Origin of the sequence: Skermanella mucosa (assembly GCF_016765655.2) — a bacterium.
Taxonomy (GTDB): Bacteria; Pseudomonadota; Alphaproteobacteria; order Azospirillales; family Azospirillaceae; genus Skermanella; species Skermanella mucosa.
The window spans coordinates 542,613-562,137 of the sequence record NZ_CP086107.1 but is presented as its reverse complement, the minus strand read 5'-3'; the positions used below and the strand labels follow the sequence as shown (position 1 = coordinate 562,137).

The 19,525-nt window shown below is 59.3% G+C and carries 15 protein-coding genes and 3 pseudogenes; 15 read left to right on the top strand and 3 right to left on the bottom strand.

Going from position 1 to position 19,525, the window contains the following annotated elements; all coding sequences use genetic code 11:
- Positions 1–61: 61 nt before the first annotated feature.
- Together JL100_RS32480 and JL100_RS32475 are read right to left on the bottom strand one after the other, a co-directional pair.
- Positions 62–1,411 carry an IS1380 family transposase gene (locus tag JL100_RS32480; RefSeq protein ID WP_228421149.1) on the bottom strand — a complete coding sequence of 450 codons (1,350 nt, stop codon included), beginning with the start codon at positions 1,409–1,411 and terminating at the stop codon, positions 62–64.
- Positions 1,412–1,722: 311 nt separating this feature from the next.
- Positions 1,723–1,848: pseudogene (locus tag JL100_RS32475) on the bottom strand (recombinase family protein); the annotation flags it as partial.
- A 421-nt stretch (positions 1,849–2,269) separates the two neighbouring features.
- On the opposite strand from JL100_RS32475, the gene JL100_RS32470 reads away from it, so the two are divergent.
- The 5 genes and pseudogenes from JL100_RS32470 to JL100_RS36940 all read left to right on the top strand — a co-directional run.
- Positions 2,270–2,806, top strand: a complete 537-nt coding sequence (locus tag JL100_RS32470) for a transposase family protein (protein ID WP_202685193.1) — start codon at positions 2,270–2,272, stop codon at positions 2,804–2,806.
- Positions 2,807–2,867: 61 nt separating this feature from the next.
- Positions 2,868–4,400: an IS21 family transposase gene (gene istA, locus JL100_RS32465; protein WP_202685192.1), complete on the top strand. Its 1,533-nt coding sequence runs from the start codon at positions 2,868–2,870 to the stop codon at positions 4,398–4,400.
- A 17-nt stretch (positions 4,401–4,417) separates the two neighbouring features.
- Positions 4,418–5,212: an IS21-like element helper ATPase IstB gene (istB, locus tag JL100_RS32460; RefSeq protein ID WP_202685191.1), complete on the top strand. Its 795-nt coding sequence runs from the start codon at positions 4,418–4,420 to the stop codon at positions 5,210–5,212.
- Between the two features lie 135 nt (positions 5,213–5,347).
- Positions 5,348–5,902, top strand: a pseudogene (locus JL100_RS36945) (ISL3 family transposase); the annotation flags it as partial.
- A 463-nt stretch (positions 5,903–6,365) separates the two neighbouring features.
- A pseudogene (locus JL100_RS36940) lies at positions 6,366–6,533 on the top strand (ISL3-like element ISMdi2 family transposase); the annotation flags it as partial.
- 203 nt (positions 6,534–6,736) lie between these two features.
- Here the strand turns inward: JL100_RS36940 and JL100_RS32450 are convergent.
- Entirely contained in the window at positions 6,737–7,663 is a 927-nt protein-coding gene (locus tag JL100_RS32450) for a PLP-dependent cysteine synthase family protein (protein ID WP_202685190.1), read from the bottom strand.
- A 184-nt stretch (positions 7,664–7,847) separates the two neighbouring features.
- Here JL100_RS32450 and JL100_RS32445 point away from each other — a divergent pair, with 184 nt between their 5' ends.
- The 10 genes from JL100_RS32445 to JL100_RS32400 all read left to right on the top strand — a co-directional run bounded on the left by JL100_RS32445 (position 7,848) and on the right by JL100_RS32400 (position 19,292).
- Positions 7,848–8,390 carry an ISAs1 family transposase gene (locus tag JL100_RS32445; protein WP_202685189.1) on the top strand — a complete coding sequence of 181 codons (543 nt, stop codon included), beginning with the start codon at positions 7,848–7,850 and terminating at the stop codon, positions 8,388–8,390.
- A 550-nt stretch (positions 8,391–8,940) separates the two neighbouring features.
- Positions 8,941–9,501, top strand: a complete 561-nt coding sequence (locus JL100_RS32440) for a hypothetical protein (protein ID WP_202685188.1) — start codon at positions 8,941–8,943, stop codon at positions 9,499–9,501.
- Between the two features lie 20 nt (positions 9,502–9,521).
- On the top strand, positions 9,522–11,090 hold the full coding sequence (locus JL100_RS32435; protein WP_202685187.1) for a GMC family oxidoreductase: 1,569 nt from the start codon (positions 9,522–9,524) through the stop codon (positions 11,088–11,090).
- A 648-nt stretch (positions 11,091–11,738) separates the two neighbouring features.
- Complete coding sequence (locus JL100_RS32430) at positions 11,739–12,134, top strand: VOC family protein (RefSeq protein WP_202685186.1); 396 nt, start codon at positions 11,739–11,741, stop codon at positions 12,132–12,134.
- A 588-nt stretch (positions 12,135–12,722) separates the two neighbouring features.
- Entirely contained in the window at positions 12,723–14,387 is a 1,665-nt protein-coding gene (locus JL100_RS32425; protein ID WP_202685185.1) for an aromatic/alkene/methane monooxygenase hydroxylase/oxygenase subunit alpha, read from the top strand.
- 113 nt (positions 14,388–14,500) lie between these two features.
- Complete coding sequence (locus JL100_RS32420) at positions 14,501–15,556, top strand: NADH:ubiquinone reductase (Na(+)-transporting) subunit F (RefSeq protein WP_202685184.1); 1,056 nt, start codon at positions 14,501–14,503, stop codon at positions 15,554–15,556.
- Between the two features lie 27 nt (positions 15,557–15,583).
- Positions 15,584–16,729, top strand: coding sequence for an aromatic/alkene monooxygenase hydroxylase subunit beta (locus JL100_RS32415; protein WP_202685183.1), 1,146 nt, complete (start codon positions 15,584–15,586; stop codon positions 16,727–16,729).
- Positions 16,730–16,756: 27 nt separating this feature from the next.
- Positions 16,757–17,113, top strand: a complete 357-nt coding sequence (locus JL100_RS32410) for an MmoB/DmpM family protein (RefSeq protein ID WP_202685182.1) — start codon at positions 16,757–16,759, stop codon at positions 17,111–17,113.
- Between the two features lie 194 nt (positions 17,114–17,307).
- Positions 17,308–18,948, top strand: a complete 1,641-nt coding sequence (gene groEL, locus JL100_RS32405) for a molecular chaperone GroEL (RefSeq protein WP_202685181.1) — start codon at positions 17,308–17,310, stop codon at positions 18,946–18,948.
- 77 nt (positions 18,949–19,025) lie between these two features.
- Positions 19,026–19,292 (top strand): hypothetical protein, encoded by a 267-nt coding sequence (locus JL100_RS32400; RefSeq protein ID WP_202685180.1) that lies wholly within the window; start codon positions 19,026–19,028, stop codon positions 19,290–19,292.
- Positions 19,293–19,525 lie beyond the last annotated feature (233 nt).

The following is a 19,525-nucleotide window of genomic DNA, read 5'->3' as shown; positions in this document are numbered from 1 at the left end:
CAATGGTGAGAGGTCTTGAGGTTGGCGGGTTGGGCGGAACAGGGGCACTCGGCCCCGGCGTTCAGGTGACGAGTCGGGGAACCCGCTCCAGGAGCAGGCGCAGGACAGTTTGCTCCGGGCAGGCGGTAGGCAGGTGGACGAGGATTTGCCGCCTGGTCTCGACGATCCGGGCCGCCAGTTTGATCAAACGCAGGCGCAACGAGTCGAACTGGGCGACTCGCCAGCGCGACCGGCGCGGCATCAGGGCGCGCATCGACCACAGCAACCAGTAGGCGCCGGCATGCAGAAACAGCCGGAACTGGTTGGCGGTGGCCTTGTGGCAGGAGGTGCGGTCGGCGCACAGATGCGCCTTCCAGCTCTTTATGTGATTTTCCGCCTGGCCGCGGGCGCAATAGAGTTTCTCATAGAGCCACCGCCCCCGGCCGTGGCGCAGGCTGGTGACGATGAAGCGGGTGTCCGGGCCCTGCGGCCCGACTTCAACGCGCGCAATGATCCGCTCGGTCCGGCTCCAGCTTCCGGCGGCGTCGTAGAATTCCTTGAAGCGCCGGACCTTGGCGGTCCCGGGACCGGCGGCGAACCGGGCGGCGGTGCTGGCCTCCAGGTCGAGGATATGCCGCCGCAGCGTGCTGGTTGGCGCCAGGCCGAGCACATAGTCCAGGCGGTTGGCCCGGCACCAGTTCAGAACCTCGGGGCAGCAGTAATGACTGTCGGCGCGCAGCAGGATCTCGACCTGCGGCCAGTTGGCCCGGATCTGCCGCACGATCCGACGCAGGTGCGCCCGGATCTCAGTGCCTTTGGGTCGCCTGGCCGGACGCAGGATGGCGGTGACGAAGCGCCCGTGCTCGTCGAAAACGACGATCGGCTGGAAGCCGTACTCGTCGTAATGGCCATTGAACAGACGCAGTTGCTGCTCGCCGTGAACGGCATCGAAGGTGTCATCAATATCCAGCACGATCCGCTTTGGGACCTGCCGGAACCCGGCGCAGTAGAAATCGACCAGAGCGCGGCCCATGCGCAGCAGGGCGCGGGTATCGGGCAGGTTCTCCAGGCGCGAGATGGTGGACTGCGAGCACAGGCCAGCATCGTCCGGCAGGCGGTCGAGCGCCAGCTTGAACGCCGGATCCCGGCGCAGGCTGTCGGCGTCGTTGCCGTCCTCGTAGCCGGCCGCGATCATAAGCAGGCGGAAGCGGATGATCTCCGCCAGTCCATGAACGATCCGCCCGGGCGTCCGGGGGTCTTCCAGGCACGCCGCAAGCCGGTCGGCAATCCCGAGCCGCTTCTCGATCTCCCGCAGGCCCAGCACGCCGGCATCGGAGGACAGCCGCCCGCCATCGAAGCGGGCGACCACGGGCTTGCCGGCGACAGGTGACAGGCCGGGCAGCGATGGGGTAAGTTCAACTGTGGCGGGCATAGCAATCCGGATCCGGTGGGATGGGTGTCAGCAGCCGAATCCTAAGCTAGATCAGGGCTTTACGCTATGCCTGCCAGCCCTCGTGCATAATTGCGGCTAGATCGTTCGGAGTTAGAGTTTTCCGTGCCAGATTTTTCTGGGCTGGGAGGAGTGGAGAACGATGAGGGCATCCAGATTTTTGGAGACGTAAGAGGCGTTCATCCTGAAGCAGGGCGCGGAAGGAGTGCCGGTTGCCGAGATCTGCCGGCGGGCTGCACGACCAGGACATCGCCGCCAGCGCAGCGCTCGATGGCGCGATTCAGTTCCGGGCGGGCGCGGCCCCCGCCGGAGCCGTGCTCGCGGTGAATGACGGCGCAGCCGGCGGCCCTCAGCGCGTTGATCTGCGGATCGGTCGTCTGCTCATCGGTGGATACGCGGGCGTAACCGATCAGCACCATGATGGAAGTCTCCGGTGATGTGAGCTTTTCGAACGGGAAAAGCCCCCTGTCCAGTCATTTTACCAAACTAGCACCTGCCAGCAACCGAGCGTTTGGTAAAAGATCTCGTATGAATATGCTCTACCAACACAAGTTTATGAAACAGCCGGATCCAGGATCTGCCTGTGTCGTTGGGGTCGGCTTGGAGTTTTGAGACGGCAACGGTTCAGGGTCTAAACTGGACTTTGCAGGTTTAGGAAGGATTACAGGCGACGTTTATCAGGCGGTTGAGCAGCCTATCAGTATTTTTGGGTTCTTCGTTCTTTTATGTGCACGCCTCATGGTTGAATGGATTAGGCCAGCGATCAGGTGGAACTGATGCCATGACGCGTCAGGGGGGCTTATATGAAGACAGCATCTTCAACAACGACGCTGACTTTTATTGATCACCCTCGACCCTTCAGAGTTCTTCCCAGGTCTCCACATCATCGATCGGATCGATCCTCAAAGCCCTCGCCTGACACTTCAAGTACAACTGGATCAAGTGGGCGCCTCCTGTCCGGCTTGCGGCGTTCGATCAGCACGGGTTCACAGCCACTACCACCGCAGCATTGGCGACGTTCCCTGTCTGGGACGTCAGCTTGTTCTGCGGGTACGCATCCGCCGCTTCCGCTGCATCAACGCCGTCTGCCGGAAACGGACGTTCGCCGAACACCCTTCGACCATCGCTCAGTCGAGAGCTCGCCACACCGATCGCCTTCGTACCCTGCACCACGCCGTCGTCCTGGCACTGGGCGGCAATGCTGGAGCACGCATGGCGGGCACGATGGCGATCCCGGTCGGCGCCACGACCCTGCTGCGCCGCATCCGTCAAGCGCCGCTGGAGTGCATATTTTCATCGATTTCGGCCAGTTGTGTTCATCGAAACCGACCGGCCATGTTCATGGAAACCGGACAGCACACGTGCAAGGCGAGTTGAGCGTTTGATCTCACAGGCGCGGTATGACTGTCTCTTTGGTCCAGTCCAGGGGGGTCGAGGCATGCCGCGGGAAAGGTCAGACATGCGACGAGTGAAGGAACTTCTGAGGCTGGCCCACGAGCTGGGCTATTCGAAGCGGCAGATCGCGCTGTCGATCCGCATGCCGAAGACGACGGTGGGCGATTACCTGGCCCGGGCCGCAACGGCGGGGCTTTGCTACGCCGATGTTGCCGGGATGAGCGAGGAAGCGGTCGAGGCGCTGCTGTTTCAGCGGGTCGAACTGCCCGGGCAACGGCCGATGCCGGACTGGGGGTGGGGTTCTGCCGAGCTCGGCAGGCGCGGAGTCACCCTGATGCTGGTCTGGGAAGAATACCGCCAGCAGCATCGCGACGGCTACAGCTACAGCCAGTTCCGGCGCCACTTTCTGAACCATACCAGCGCCGGCGCCGAACCGCGGATGCGCCGCGAGCATGCTCCGGGGGTTGCCTGCGAGGTCGATTATGCCGGCATGACGCTGACCATCAGCACGGTCGAGGGGCCGCGCCAGGCCAGCATCTTCGTCGGCTGCCTGCCGTTCTCCGGCTATCTCTATGCCGAAGCCACCTGGACCCAGACGGCCGAGGACTGGCTGGCCAGCCATGTCCGCCTGTTCAGCCACCTTGACGGTGTCGTGTCGAAGCTGGTGCCCGACAATCTTAAGACCGGCATCACCCATGCCAGCTTCTACGACCCGGTGGTCAACCGCTCCTATCACGAGCTGGCGCGTCATTACGGTACCGGCGTTGTTCCAACGCGGGTGCGGCGTCCAAGAGACAAGGCCGCCGCCGAAAAGGGCGTCCAGATTGCTGAGACCAGGGTGCTGGCGGCGCTGCGCAACCGCGTGTTCTTCACGCTGGACGAAGCCAATGCAGCGATCCGGGAACTGGTCGCTGCGGTCAACGCGCGGCCGCTGACGACCAACAGGACGCTGACCCGGCGCAGGCTGTTCGAGGAGCAGGAGAAGTCGCTCCTGATGCCGCTGCCGGCGGAGCCCTTCGTGATCGGCCGCTGGTTCCGTTACAAGCTGGCGCCCGATTACCACGTCAGCATCGAGGGCGTGGCCTACTCGGTGCCTTACCGGCTGATCGGCCGGCACGTCGATGTGTTCTGCACGGTCAGTCTGGTCAGCATCTTCCACAAGGGCCAGCGGGTTGCGGCCCATGCCCGCCACGATGCCGAACCGGGACGGGCGACGGTGACGCTCGACGAGCATCGGCCGCCCAATCACCGCGCCGCGGCGCTGCTGACGCCGGAGGCAGTCCGGGCCGAGGCTGCCGGTCTCGGCGGTGCGCTCGAGCTGCTGGCCGACAGGATCTTCGCCGATGCCGATCATCCCGACCAGGCCGCTCGCCAGGTTGCCGGCCTGCTGCGCCTGGGTCAGCTGCACGGCACCGTGGCTCTGCAGGCCGCCGCAACGGCGGCACTGAGCGCCAACGTGCGTTCCTACCGTTTCGTCCAGCACCTGCTGGCCAGGGGCCCGATCGAGGCCGTGGAGGATGCCGCCGGCGGCCTTGGTCCCCATGCCAACCTGCGCGGCCCGGCCTACTACCACTGACTGCCCGGAGAGAAACCATGCATCACGCCAATCTGGAAAAACTGAAGTCCCTGCGTCTGTTCGGCATGGTCCGGGCGCTGCAGGAGTTGACGGGACTGGACGACCGCGGCCGGCTCGACTTCGATGATCAGCTCGCCCTGCTGATCGAGCGGGAAACGGCCGACCGCACCAATGCCGCTCTGGAAATGCGGCTCAAGCGCGCTCGTCTGCGACAGGCGGCCTGCTTCGAGAACCTGGATCTGAAGGCGACCCGCGGCCTGGACAAGGGCCTGATCCGCGATCTGTTCACCTGCCGCTGGATAACCGAGCACCGCCACGTGATCCTGACCGGGGCGACCGGCACCGGCAAAACATGGATCGCTTGCGCGCTCGGCAATCAGGCGGCACGGGAAGGCTTCAGCGTGCTCTACACCCGGCTGTCGCGCCTGCTGGACGACATCGCGACGGCGCGTCTTGGCTCAGGAGCCAGCGCTCTGATGCGGCGGCTTGCCAGGGTCGATCTCCTGATCCTCGATGACGGGATGATGAGCGAACTGACCGCGACCCAGCGCCGCGATCTGATGGAGATTGTCGATGACCGCCATGACCGCGGCTCGATCATCCTGGCCTCCCAAATCCCCCTATCCAGCTGGCACCGGGCGATCGGGGATTCCACTTATACCGAGGCGATACTGGACCGCATCGTTCACGTCGCCTATCGGATTGAACTCCAGGGCGACTCCCTGCGAAAACCCGCCCGTGGTGGCACCGCCCCTTCCGGCAGCGCCATCGATCAACCTGCTTCCCACCTCGGGGAAACAACCCTAAAGTGAACTTACGTCAGACGCCAACGGCGGGCCCCGCCCCATGGGGCGGGGCCCGCCGTCGCCCTTGCGAAGTGCCTGCTACGGTTGAGGCGCAGGTGGCCGGATTGATGAAAATGCCGGTCGGATTCATGAACATGTGCACTGGAGGCCCTGCCGCCGACCCGTGTCCTGGGTGTTGATGACTGGGCCTGGCGCAAGGACCAGCGCTACGGCACGATCCTGTGCGACCTGGAGCGTGACCGGGTCATCGACCTGCTGCCCGACCGCAGGGCTGAGACCCTGGCCACCTGGCTGAAGGACCATCCGTCCATTGAAATCGTCGTGCGCGATCGCGCCGGCGCCTATGCCGATGGAGCCCGCCAGGGAGCACCACAGGCCATCCAGGTGGCGGATCGGTGGCATCTTCTGCGCAACAGCGGCGATGCACTTCGCGGTGTGCTCGACCACCATCACCGTGATCTGAACGAAGCCGCCCGGATCGCTGCCGTCACGGTCGAACCGGCAGCCAACGACAATGCACCCGGCGCGACGTGTGATCGCGAAGTCGAACCGCCGATCACCAAAGCCGAACGCCGGTCGCTGGACGTCCAGCATCAAAGGGAAGCCCGCTTTGAGGAAGCCGTTCGCCTGCGCGCACAGGGTATGACCATGCGCGGCATTGTCCAGGCGCTCGGAACCGGTCGCCGGACGGTGCGACGCTGGCTACAAGCCGACCATGCCCCGACCTGGCGGCACGCCGACCGCGGCCGCAGCAGTCTTGATCCGTTCCGGGACTATCTGGAGGCGCGTTGGGCTGAGGGATACCGCAACGGAACCGGCCTGTGGCGGAAAATCCGCGAACGTGGTTTTGCCGGGCAATCCGGAATCGTCCGGCAATGGGCGGCTCGACGGCGCCGTCAAGATCCGTCCGCGGACCTGACGACACCGACCAATCCGCCCAAAGCCCAGCCGCCGACCGTGCGCAAGGCAGCGCGCCTGCTGATGAGCGAGCCGGACAAGCTGGATGAGGGTGACCGCCGGTTCGTGACGGCGCTGCTCGAACTGTCGCCGCCGATCGCCCAGGCGGTCGAGCTGTCCAAAGCATTCTCGACCATGATCAGGAACGGCCTGGCCGACCAGTTGGACGGCTGGATCTCAGCCGCTGAGAACGGCGGCTTCAGGGGCGAGTCTGCGTCAGGATCACGATGCCGTACATGCCGCCCTGACACTGTCCTGGAGCACCGGTCCGGTCGAGGGACAGATCAATCGGTTGAAGGCCATCAAGCGCTCCATGTACGGACGTGCCGGATTCGACCTTCTGCGCCACAGAGTGCTTACCGCCGCATAGGAGAAAAGTCAACCAATAACTTCTTTCAAAAGCTGTGCACATAAAAGAACGAAGAACCCGCAGTTCATTGACATAAGCAAGCCGCAGCCGAACAACCCGGATCAGTATGCGGGCCCGTCGCAAGCAGGCCGCCTGGAATGACGAGTACATGATGTCGCTTCTGGCAGGCTGATTTCATGCATCGCCCCAGTCCTGGCTGCGTATCAGTATTTGAGGCCGGTGTCACACAGCACGGTCGCGACCACGGCATCCGCTTCGAGCCGGCCTGACTGCAACAGGTTGGCAGCAGCGCAGACATTTGCGGCCGCCGAGTAGCCAACATAGAGGCCTTCTTCAATCGCAAGCTTACGCCGCCACTTTTCGGCTTCGTCATCGCTGACCACCAGGCTCAGGTCCATCAGCGTCGGATCCCAATGGGGCGGGATGGCGCCATAGCCGATCCCCTGGAGGATGTGGCGGGCCTTAGCGACGGGTTCACCTGCCAGCGGACGGCATCCATACGGCTCGACCACCGCGCAGATGGTGGCGGAGTTGGCGGCCTTCAGTGCTTTCGCAACACCCATGAAGGTGCAGCCAGTACCTACTGCTGCAACCCAGCCATCAACAGGGCGTCCAAGTTGTTCGAGAATCTCAGGTCCGGTTGTCGTCTCATGGGCGGTTATGCCTTCCGCGGCATGGAACTGATCGACGTAGAAGCCGTCGCGCTCGTCTGCTATTGCTCGCGCTGCTTCGGCCGCTGCCTCGACATCTCGGCCCGTTACCTGACCAGGGCTGCCGTCTACCTGCGCGACCAGCACCACCTCGGCGCCCAGACCTTCCAGCATCTTCGCCCGTGCAGGACTGTTCCCAGCAGACATGGTGACTACCAAAGGGTGATTGAGCGTCGCGCAGACAACCGCCAGCCCAGCTCCCATATTTCCGCTTGTCATTTCAACAACAGGCATTCCCGGACGCAGGCGGCAATCCTCACGCGCAGCAAGCAGGATCGCTTTCGCTGCACGATCCTTGACACTGCCGCCCGGTTGCAGGAACTCCGCCTTCGCGACGATGCGACCGGGTCCGCTGTAAGCCCGGCTCAAGGTGATCAATGGCGTCTTACCGATCAGATCGAGTGCAGATGTGACGAGCACGCCCCCTCCAGACATAAATTGCGTGATGGCCTCATATCCACACAACGCTTCACATAGCTACTCTTATACGCAGGGTATCTCCTGCTGTCAGCCCTCGCCGTTAACGCGGCGGTGCTAATCTAAAAATCCCTTCAACAACTCGTTTCATGCGTCGCCCCTAGAGCGGGGCGCCGATTACCTGCTGGTGCTCAAGGCCAGTCAGAGCAAGGCGTTCCTAGCGGTAAAGGAGTGTTGGGAGCAGCACTGTTTTGCTCGTGGCGCCACGGCCAAGCCGGTGTTCGATGCCTTCGACGACAGTCATGGCCGCCTGGTCCGCCGGCGCGTGTTCGTCTGCCCGCAGGCTGCTTCTTTGGAAGTGCTGAAGGCTTGGCCTGGGCTGCGCACCGTGCTGGCGGTGGAAACCATCCGCGGGGTCAACGGCTCCGGCAAGGTTGAAGCCGAGATCCGCTACTTCCTGTCAAGCTGCCGCGATGATCCCACCGAGCTGGTTCAGGCAATCTGCCGACACTGGACGATTGAAAATGGGCTCCATTGGATCCTGGATGTCACGTTCCGCGAGAATGACAGCCGTGTTCGGGATCGAACGGCAGCTCGCAATCTGGCCATCCTGCGCAAGATCGTCATCAGCCTCATTGGCCGCAATTGGACATCCCGGATCAGCATGCGCGCCCGTCGTAAGCAGGCCGCCTGGAATGACGAGTACATGCTCTCTCTTCTGATGGGCTGATTTCATGCGTCGCCCCTGGCCTGCAATCCTTCCCAAAACTGAAAAGTCCAGCTCAGGCCGTACCAACATCGATTGTAGCCAAGGGACGACCTTGATGCGCCATTTTAGAACACTTGAGACGTCGCCTGTCCCAAGATGAAACACGTGGCATCAAATAACGCGCATCAAATTTGCCGTCAATGCCACATTTGAGATGGCACAAGCCTTGCTTATGGTTTGAGAAAAGTCCCAGCCGTCCAGAATGGCTCAAGCAGGTAAGCGCATGCTTGATGATTTAGGAGGGCATCCTGATTTAGGGCCCCTTTGGTGAAGGGTCATGATGAGTGCCCGGTATAACTGAAGCAGTTATCCACTCTAGCGGAGATCTGACAGCAACTCGAACTCAACCGATAATCTAGGGAAATGTTCAAAGATGAGAAAGATCGACAAGCTTACCAACTCCAGCCTTCTGCGTTTGCGTTGCATGCTTTCCTGCACAGGGAGGGGTCTCAGCTCGTCAGCACGTAACGGCTAGTTTCCACGATAATAATAATCTTTGGGAGGAATAGGGATGGCGAAGCGCATCCTGAACCGGCGGGAGTTTATCCGCAGTGCCGGCACCGCCGCGGCCAGCGTCGTCGTGCTCGCAGGTGCAACAACACTACTGGCATCGAATGGCGCGTGGGCTATGACGCTCCAGACGTTGCCGCAGCGTGAGGCGGAGGTGCTACTCAAGGTGGCGCGGCACCTTTATCCCCATGAGATGCTGGGCGATATCTACTACGCCGAGGTAGTCGAGGCATTCGACGCCAAAATGGCGGCCAGTCCGGAGTTGATGACTCTGGTCAAGACAGGCATCGCCGACCTCGACAGCGCCTATGGCATGCCGTGGATCACTCTGTCCAAGGGCTATCAGCTCGATGCACTGAAGCGTATCGAGGCCGGCAAGTTCTTCCAGACCTTGCGCGGACACACTGTCGTAGCCCTGTATAACAACAAGAACATTTGGCCCACCTTTGGCTATCAGGGCAGCTCCGCCGAGCAGGGCGGCTACCTGTTCCGAGGATTTCAGGATGCGGGCTGGACGGTGGAGCCGGATGCCGAGGCAAGTCCGCCGGCGTTCACAGGCTGAATGGGGAGACGGAGGACACCATGGCAACATTTGATCTCAAAGACGACGGGGTAGTCGTTATCATCGGCTCCGGAGCCGGTGGCGGCACGCTCGCCAATGAGCTTTGCCAAAAAGGCATCAGCGTTGTACTTCTCGAGGCTGGGGGACAGGAAAGCATTGACACCTTCGTCAACGACGAGTGGGCAAGCTTCGCCCAGCTCGCCTGGTTAGACAAGCGCACTACCTCGGGAAGCTGGCGAATCGCGCGTGACTTTCCCAACCTTCCGGCTTGGATCTGCAAGACTGTAGGCGGCACGAGTACGCACTGGGCTGGAGCTTCTCTCCGCTTCCAAGAGCATGAATTCAGAAGCAAAACGAACTTCGGCGAGATACAGGGCGCTAACCTGCTTGACTGGCCCGTCACACTTGCTGAACTCGAGCCCTATTATGCAAGGGCCGAGGACAAAATGGGCGTGACACGAACTAACGGCATCCCTGGCCTGCCGGGTAATAACAACTTCAAGGTCATGTACACGGGTGCGAAGCGGCTCGGGTATAAGGAAGTCAGTACCGGGCACATGGCTATCAACAGCGTGCCTAGGCACGACCGTCCAAGTTGCCAGCAGATTGGCTTCTGTTTTCAAGGCTGCAAAAGCGGGGCGAAGTGGAGCACGCTCAATACTGAGATCCCAGCCGCACTGGAGACCGGCAAACTGGAGCTGAGGAGTGAATGCCAAGTCCTACAGATTCAGCATAATGCAGCCGGTAAGGTCAGCGGTGTGCTCTATGCATCCAAGGATGGCCAGCAGCATTTGCAGAAGGCGCGGGTCGTCTGTGTCGCTGGCAATTCCATCGAAAGCCCTCGCCTTCTTTTGAACTCGGCTTCAGCCAAGTTCCCAGACGGCCTTGCCAACAGTTCCGGCCAAGTAGGGCGTAACTACATGCGGCACGTGACCGGCACAGTCTACGCTGCGTTTGACCAGCCCGTGCACATGTTCCGCGGCACAACGATGGCTGGCATCATTCGCGACGAGGCCGGACACCGGCCCGAGCGCGGCTTCGCCGGTGGCTATGAGATGGAGACGCTCTCACTCGGTTTGCCCTTTATGGCCGCTTTCCTCGATCCCGGCGCATGGGGCAGCGAGTTCACGCACAAGATGGAAAACTATTCCAATATGGCCGGTATGTGGATCGTCGGTGAGGACATGCCGCGCGAGACCAACCGAGTGACGCTGCACGGGAGCGAGAAGGACAAGTTCGGAATGCCTATACCGAATGTGCATTTCGACGATCACCCCAACGACATTGCTATGCGTAGCCATGCCTACAAGCAGGGCACGGAGGTGTACAAGGCGGCGGGAGCCCAAGAGGTGTACGAAACGCCGCCCTACCCCTCGACGCACAATCTTGGCACCAATCGCATGAGTGCTAACGCTCGAGACGGCGTCGTCAATAAGTGGGGCCAGACTTGGGATGTGAAGAATCTGTTTATCTCTGACGGCAGTCAGTTCACGACCGGGGCCGCAGAGAACCCGACGCTGACGATTGTGACGCTCGCTATCCGGCAGGCCGAATATATCGCCAACCAGATGGGCAAAAAGGAAATCTGACCGAGGAAGGCAGGGGCGGGCGCGCCCGCCCCCTGCCCTTTTCCGTGACTGGTCGACCTATGGAGAGCGCATCCGCCTGCCGAGAATAAGGCGGCGTCAGTAGAGGTCTCTACCGGCTGAGGGCCGGGCTTGTAGGGATCTCGATAGAGTCTCGATGCCTGAGCGGAGGGTTTGGTGAGCGCCGCCGTGCAGAAAGATCTCCATTCAGTCGGACTCAGTGACATTGATACCAACACAATGGGGCACCGGAACGGTTTCAATGCACCAAAGGGAGGAACGTAATGACCAAGAGCCGACTGATTGCATTAACGGGTGTGCTGACCTTGTTGTCTGCCGTGAACGGCAGCGCGGGAACGGCATCGGCGCAGCAAACTACGACGCAGACCTCGCCTCGGTCAACTGAGCCGCTACCGGCGCAGGGTGCCGGTCAGGTCGCTCCGGGAGCCGCCGTGACCGGGTCCTCGCCGGGCCCTGGAACTCCCGGCACGACTACGGAGGGCCCACCGGCGCCCTCGAAGACCGACAACTCCCAGGAACAGCAAGGAAAGTTATTGAAGCCTGGCAAGGGCGCGACCGACATGGACGCCGCAGCTGGTGCCCGCCCGAAAACGGGTGAGCAGCCGAAATAAGAGCAATTGGAGAGAGACCATGGCTAAGTTCATCCATGCGATGATCCGGGTTCTCGAGGAAGACCGGTCGAAACAATTCTATGCGAACGCCTTCGGCTTCAAGGAGGCAGCGCGGTTCCCGTTTGATGGATTCACCTTAGTCTACCTGCTGGACGAGGCGAGCAGCGCCGAGTTGGAGTTGACCATAAACCATGACCGAAAAGAGCCCTATACCCACGGTGACGGCTACGGCCATATCGCCGTCGTGGTGGACGACTTGGAAGCCGAGCACCGGCGACACCGGGAACTCGGCTACAACCCAACGGACATCAAGGAATTTTTCCGAGACGGCTCCCTGATGGCGAAATTCTTCTTCGTCCAAGACCCTGACGGCTACAAAATCGAGGTTCTGCAGAAGCACGGTCGTTACCGGTAATAGCCGCAGTCCCCCGGGCCGCTGGTCCGGGGGATAGCTGCGCTCATGTCATTCCGTTTCCAGCTTGAGAGCTTCCAAGAATAGTCTGCTCTTGAAGTCGAGACAGCGCTAGAAGTTGGATTTCTTTGAGGCGCACTATGCTGCAGTGCAAAAATAACCTTGAATAATGCTCAAGATTAATTCCTATTTATAATTTTATATTCAATGAAACTGAATTCCATAATAGTGAATTTTGCAATAGATCTATTTGTACCAAAACAAATGTTTCATTCTGAGACGCATGACACAGATAAATGTCTCATTTTGACACAGGTTGAAGCCTTGTTTGCAAAAAACTTCTGAAAAATGGGAGCCGAGTACTTGGCACGCGGATTGCTAACCTTCTCTGCGCTGCGGGAATCCATAGCACCTGCGGCAATGAACCAAATGACCGTTTGGAGTTGGCTCCACAATGGCGACGCAACGGAAGCTATCGTGAACCGGAGCAGCGGCTAGGCCGAAAGTTGTGGCCAAGGTTCCGGCAGCAATGCGCTTCGGAGCGGATAGCTAACCGCCCTCCAGTGACGCAGTATTCTAGGGAGTAAAGAAATGCCTGATGGGTTGACGCTCAACAAAATCACAAGTCAAAAGGGTATCAGCATCAGCGAGGCCGCACGCCGTGTTGCCGACCTAGGCTGGACGCCATCCTACGTCAAGGAGGCAATGACCTTCCCGACGGACTACAAGATCACCAAGGCTCCTCGGGACCCTATGAAGCAGGTCCTGCGTTCTTACTTCCCAATGGAGGAGGAGAAAGACAACCGTGTTTATGGCGCCTTGGATGCAGCCTTGCGCGGCGATATGTTCCGAAACGTCGAGCCCCAGTGGGTCGAGTGGATGAAGCTGTTCTTGGCGATCATTCCATTTCCGGAGATCTCCGCAGCCCGCGCCATGGCCATGCTCGGCCAACTCGCCCCGGGCGATGAACTGCGGACCGGGTTCACAATGCAGATGGTTGATGAGTTCCGGCACTCAACCATTCAGATGAACTTGAAGAAATGGTACATGGAAAATTATATCGACCCAGCCGGGTTTGATATTACTGAAAAGGCTTTCGGCAAGTGCTATGCCACTACCATCGGGCGGCAGTTTGGTGAAGCTTTTATAACCGGAGACGCCATTACCTCATCCAATATCTACCTCCAGGTGGTTGCCGAAACTGCCTTTACGAACACGTTATTCGTCGCTATGCCGTCCGAAGCTGCTCGCAACGGCGATTATGCTCTGCCGACCGTGTTCCTGTCGGTCCAGAGCGACGAATCCCGGCACATCGGCAACGGCCATTCAATGCTGATGTCGGTTCTCAAGGAACCGGACAATCATATGCTACTCGAACGTGATGTTCGTTACGCGTTCTGGCAGAACCACGCCATCGTAGATGCCGCGATTGGTACCATCATCGAATACGGCACCAAGAATCGGGACAAGAACAAGGAATCCTATGCCGAGTTGTGGCATCGGTGGATTTACGAGGATTATTACCGGACCTATATGCTACCGCTGGAGAAGTATGGCATCAAGATCCACCACGACGATGTCCATGAGGCGTTCGACAGCATCGTTAAGAAGGGCTATGTCCACAAGGTGGCTCAGTTCTTCTCAGCCGGCTGGTGGGCCAATTTTTGGCGAATCGGAGCGCTTGACGAGCGTGATTTCGAGTGGTTCGAACATAAGTATCCGGGCTGGTATGATGAATACGGCGCATGGTGGGAAAACTATGCTAAGCTAAGCAAGCCGGGAAGCGTACCCATCACCTTTGCCGATACTGGTTACGTTTATCCACACCGCTGCTGGTCCAACTTGGTACCTTGCGTCATTCGCGAAGACTTCATGGTTGATGAGGTTGACGGGCAGCTCTATACTTATGCGCACGAGGTCGATCGTTGGACCCACAAGGAGGCGTTCGCTTCTGAGTACAAGGGACGCCCGACTCCGGCAATGGGCCGTTTTTCCGGCCGGCGTCAGTGGGAAGAAGTCTATCACGGCTGGGATATCGCCGACGTGATCCAGGACATGGGCTTCGTGCGGTCCGATGGTAAGACGCTGATTGCACAGCCGCACCTGTCCTTTGAGGAAAAGGATATGTGGACGCTCGATCACGTCCGCGGCTATACGCTCGAGAGCCCATTGGTTAAGCTTCGCCAAATGGCCCCGGAGCAGCGCCAGCAGCACATTGAGGAGTACCGGAAGGGCTTCACGGTTCGGCGCATCTAAAATCTTCGATGGGATGCGGGGAGAGCGTAATTCCTCCCCGTCTCTCCCGATGACCAGCCGGCCCTGCCCTGCCAGACAGCGTGCTCTGCACGCTGAACCGAAGGCTATGACCAATGATCCAGAACATCATGCCAAAGTCTGCTGTCCATAAAGTTCGACTTGAGCCGGTCGGCATTGAAATGGAGGTCGAGGAGGGTGAAACGGTCCTTGATGCCGCTTTCCGCCAAGGCATTTCGCTCATGCACGGCTGCAAGGAAGGACAGTGTTCCGCTTGCAAGTGCATCCTGACCGATGGCGATGTCGAGATGATGAAATATTCGACTTTCGCTCTGTCCGACCCCGAGCGCGAGACTAATCACATTCTATTGTGCCGGACGCTCGCCTACAGCGACATCGAAGTCGAGCTGCTGAGTTATGACGAGGATCTGCTGTCGCGCTCGATCCCAGTCAAGGACTATGCCGCTCACCTAACCCGGATTGAAAGTCTTACTCAGGACATCCGGCTCCTCGAGATCGAAGTCGAGCAGCCGATCAAGTTCTGGGCTGGGCAGTATGTCGATATCACTCTGCCGGGCAAAGGTATCACCCGCTCCTTCTCCATGGCTAATCCGCCGAGTGAGCAGCAGCGACTGCGCTTCATCATCAAAAAATATCCGCAAGGGGCCTTCTCCTCGGAGCTTGATGGTGGCCTCAAGGTAGGCGACCAGGTGTCGATCCGCGGTCCCTATGGCACCTGTTTCCGGCGCGAGGGACGCGAGGGGCCGATGTTGCTGGTTGGCGGCGGCTCCGGTATGTCACCTCTGCTATCGATCCTGCTAGATCAAGCGGAGAGCGGCGAGACCCGCCCAGTCCGGTTCTTCTACGGTGCGCGTTCCAAGAGTGACCTGTTCCATCTTGATCTTTTCGCCGACTTGGCTGGGCGGATGCCCGACTTTGCGTTCATTCCCGCACTCTCTCATGCGCAGGACGGCGACGGTTGGTCGGGCGAAACCGGCTTCATCCACGATGTGGTGCGGCGCTCTCTGGCCACACTTGATGAGGTTCACCAGGCCGATGCCTACTCGTGCGGACCGCCGCCGATGATCGATGCCGTTCTGCCTGTAATGCAGGTAGCCGGGGTCGAATCAGACCGGATCTACTTCGATAAATTTACCCCTGCCACACACTGACCCAGACAAGACGAAGGGAGGAAAACAATGTCCGTTCAGGAAGCAATCCCCGCTCAGGAACCGATACCCGTTCAGGAAGTGAGATCCGGAGCGGCCGGCGCCAAGAAGTTCCCCGGCTGGGACAGTCGCCAGTATAACTACTTCGAGCCCAAAGGCCGCAGGGCTACCCACTATGAGGACATGACGCTGGACGTTCAGCCAGATCCGGAACGCTATCTGCTCCAGAACTGGATACTGTCCTTTGGCGATGGTGTGCCAACTTACTCCAAAGACTGGACGCGCCTGAAGAGTTCCGACTGGCACAAATTCCGTGCTCCCGACCAGGAATGGGAACGTACCCATTACCAGCGCCAATCGACCATTGTCGGCATGATTCAGAATGTGGTCGAAAATGCCCGCCGGGCGGGTGCGCCAAAGCGCTTTGACCAAGCCTGGGTGAAGGTTCTGCAGGACCATGTCGGCGCCTTCAAGCATGCTGAATACGGCCTGGGCACGGCGCTGATGCATGCCCAGCGGTATGGTTACACCCAGATGGTCAACAATGCCATATTGACCAACTCATCGTACAAGCTGCGCTTCGCACAGGATCTGACTCTGTATCTGGCTGAGATCGGCATGGACATTGGCATGTTCGATGCCGATGCCGGCAAGAAGCATTGGCTGGAAGACCCGATCTGGCAGGGCTGCCGTGAGGCGGTCGAGCACATCCGCGGTGCATCGGACTACCTGGAGCAGTATTTCGCGATCAATGTCGTGTTTGAGCCGCTGATCGGCGAACTATTTCGTAGCGGCTTCGTCATGCAGACCGCAGCAGCGCACAACGATTTCTCCACACCGACAGTAGTCTCGGCAGCAGAAGCGGATTACGAGCGAAATCTGGCTAACACTGTCGAGTTGTTCGCTTTGTTGGCCCAAGACCCCACTCAGGGCCTGCACAATCGGGCGATTATGCAGGAATGGTTCTCTTGGCACTGTACCCTCATCGTCAAGGCGGCCCTGCAGCTCCAGCCGATCTGGTCGCATCCTCGGGTCAAGGTGGCGCAGTTCACCGACGCCTTCGCTCAGGCCAAGAACCGCGTTGAGGCAATCTGCCGCGAGATCGGCATCGACATCATGGTGCCCAACATCTCCGGTCCGGCGCGTGACGCGGATGTTGCCCCCGCTGCCGAATGAGTCACCCCCTAGTGTGAGGAAGATGTTATGAGCGTGACCACGGGACAGCAGTTATTCAAGTCGATCGATAACATTACTTTGGACGGCACGGTCTCACACCAGTGCGGGGTGACGATGAACGATAGTGTCGAGGCTCGTTGCATTGCCGAAGTGATGGAGGAAAAGCCCGGCATCAAGGTAACCTATCTACCTGCCATGATTCGTATCGATGGCGAAGGCAGGATCGAGTTCAAGATGAACGAGATCAGCGAGGCCCTTGGGCGTGAAATGACCCCGCATCTGTTCGAGATCTCCACCTCCACCCATTACGGCCGCATGGTCATGATCGACGACGACACGGTCATGCTGTTCGGCAACATGGATGACGCGCTCCAATACGAGTGAGCGTCGGGCCGCTGGGAACATCTAAGGCTTCCGGATCTCCCTCCCCGCCTGAATGCCTTCCAAACTGCCCAGCGGCCTCCTTTTCTTAGCGCGATCCAACACCCCTTAAACGATCCTCATCGAACAAGCATCACCGAAAAAAGCCAGTCCGGCCTGTGGGTACGAGATAGGCAATAAAGGCGAGGAAAGCAGAAATGTCAAAGATGATGTTGCACCATGAAGAGGCGCGTGCAGCGTTGGCCCGCGGTGTTGCCAAACTGGCTCGGGCCGTGCAGGGCACCCTCGGACCCAAAGGCACAAACGCGATTATCGACCGGCCGATTGGTACCCCCCTCATCTCGCGCGATGGTGTCAGCATCGCAGACGAGATCGAACTGGAGTGCCGGTTCGAGAACATGGGTGCCCAGGTCGTTCGTGAGGTATCAAAGCAGACCAATGAGGTCGCCGGTGACGGCACGACGACTGCCACCGTACTGGCCAACGCATTGATCCAAGATGGGGTCAAGGTGCTGAACGCTGGTCATAGTGCGGTCGACCTCATAGCGGGGATTGAACGCGCCTGTGACCTCACAACGCGAGAACTACGGCGCTCGGCCCGCCCGCTACGCAATAATGCTGAGCTGGAACAAGTGGCTATCGTCGCCGCAACCGAGCCAGCGCTCGGGCGGTTGATTGCTGACGCTCTGATCCGGGTCGGCTCAGAAGGCATCGTAGAGGTCGAATATGGGGTTCCGGGCACTGAAACTACACTCAACGTCCTCGAAGGTATGGCATTTGATCGAGGCTTCATCTCCCATCATATGGCAACCGATACTACAAACATGCGGGCGGTGCTCGACGAGCCCTATATTCTCCTGACCGACCATAAAATCACGACACCCGACCCAGTAATCCGCATCCTGGAGCAGGTATCCCGGACCGGCAGGCCATTGCTAATCGTCGCCGATGAGGTTTCGCCTGAGGTCGTTGCTGCCCTGATGGCAATGCGACGCAACAGCCAGGGAGTGGCGGTTGCTGTGAACCCGCCGGAATTCGGACACTGGCGTAAGGCAATGATGGAAGACATATCGATCTTAACTGGTGGTCGCGTCATTGCACGCGATCTCGGTGGCAAGATTGAGACCGTCACACTGGATGACCTAGGCTCGGCCGACCAAGCGCACATCTCGGCCAATGAAACGATCCTCGTCCGCGGACATGGTGACGTCGCCACAGTCCACGCTCGCCGCGCCCAGGTTCAGCGTCTACTGGAGGCTGCGCCTCCGAACATAGAACGCGATAAACTTGCGGAGCGATTAGCCAAGCTGACCAATGGTACGGCCACAATCCTGACTGGCGGCGCAACGCCAGTGGAACAGAAACGCTTGGCCCAACTCTTGGAAGACTCACTCAATGCCGCCCGCGCCGCGCGAGCCGAAGGAGTGGTGGCCGGCGGTGGAGCTGCTCTGGTGCAGATTGCGTCGGTACTCGACGCTTTAGCTGAGGAGACCACCAATGGGGAGCGCGAGGGTGTACGGCTGGTTCAACGAGCAATCACTCAGCCACTCGCCTGCATCGCTGAGAACTGCGGGCTGAACAGCGCCGACATCGTGGCGAAGGTCGCCGGTGCTGCACAGGGAACTGGTTTCAATGCCCATACTGGGCAGTTTGGCGACATGTTCGCTGCCGGTGTGATCGATCCCGTTAAGGTAACCTGCAGCGCGCTGCGGAATGCAGTCTCGGTCGCTAAGCTGATCCTTACCACCCATACGTTGATTGCTGACAGACCGGAAAACGTTGATCCTACTGCGGGCTTGGCCCGGGGTGGTGGTGCCGAGATGCTTGGCCGCCAGTAAGATTCATCGAGACGTGAAACCAGGATAGAGATACGGAGCCGGGTAGCCGGCTCTGTATTCTTACAATGGAGGGAAATATGAGACTTATTGACGTTACACATCCGGAAACTGATGTTGCCAGTCAAAACATCATTGTTGAGTTTTCAACAAGTGAATTCGTATATATAATGTCCGCTTTAATCGGTCTCAATCAAGAATACGATGATGTCAATCCCGTAAACGCCGAAGTATCAAAAGATCAAGCCCACGAACTTCTTGATCAGATTAGTGGCATACTCAAGGAAGTAAACGAGAAGCGACATCCTAATACAAGGATTATAGTACATAAACCTAAAGAAACTTGAGTAAAGGTAACGTGCTGTTGAATTTTCTTGAGAGTCCTGATGTACTTCAGCTGCTAGTCTTGAACAGTGTCGCACGGGGGTGAGCAACAGTGAAGGATTCTAGAGCCGTATGTCTAAGAGATAGATTCCGGTGCTGAAGTCTGCCGATGGAGATGCTCGAATAACGTGCGCTGGGCAGGGGGATGGGCCCCGATCAATGGTTGAATGGTTGTCGATACCACTAATACCTTGCT

Bases quoted from the DNA above. Each gene is read 5' to 3' on its own strand.
- JL100_RS32400 (WP_202685180.1), top strand. From the start codon at position 19,026: ATGAGACTTATTGACGTTACACATCCGGAAACTGATGTTGCCAGTCAA.
- JL100_RS32415 (WP_202685183.1), top strand. From the start codon at position 15,584: ATGTCCGTTCAGGAAGCAATCCCCGCTCAGGAACCGATACCCGTTCAG.
- JL100_RS32425 (WP_202685185.1), top strand. From the start codon at position 12,723: ATGCCTGATGGGTTGACGCTCAACAAAATCACAAGTCAAAAGGGTATC.
- JL100_RS32430 (WP_202685186.1), top strand. From the start codon at position 11,739: ATGGCTAAGTTCATCCATGCGATGATCCGGGTTCTCGAGGAAGACCGG.
- JL100_RS32480 (WP_228421149.1), bottom strand. From the start codon at position 1,411: ATGCCCGCCACAGTTGAACTTACCCCATCGCTGCCCGGCCTGTCACCT.
- JL100_RS32440 (WP_202685188.1), top strand. From the start codon at position 8,941: ATGGCGAAGCGCATCCTGAACCGGCGGGAGTTTATCCGCAGTGCCGGC.
- JL100_RS32410 (WP_202685182.1), top strand. From the start codon at position 16,757: ATGAGCGTGACCACGGGACAGCAGTTATTCAAGTCGATCGATAACATT.
- istB (WP_202685191.1), top strand. From the start codon at position 4,418: ATGCATCACGCCAATCTGGAAAAACTGAAGTCCCTGCGTCTGTTCGGC.
- JL100_RS32435 (WP_202685187.1), top strand. From the start codon at position 9,522: ATGGCAACATTTGATCTCAAAGACGACGGGGTAGTCGTTATCATCGGC.
- groEL (WP_202685181.1), top strand. From the start codon at position 17,308: ATGTCAAAGATGATGTTGCACCATGAAGAGGCGCGTGCAGCGTTGGCC.
- JL100_RS32420 (WP_202685184.1), top strand. From the start codon at position 14,501: ATGATCCAGAACATCATGCCAAAGTCTGCTGTCCATAAAGTTCGACTT.
- istA (WP_202685192.1), top strand. From the start codon at position 2,868: ATGCCGCGGGAAAGGTCAGACATGCGACGAGTGAAGGAACTTCTGAGG.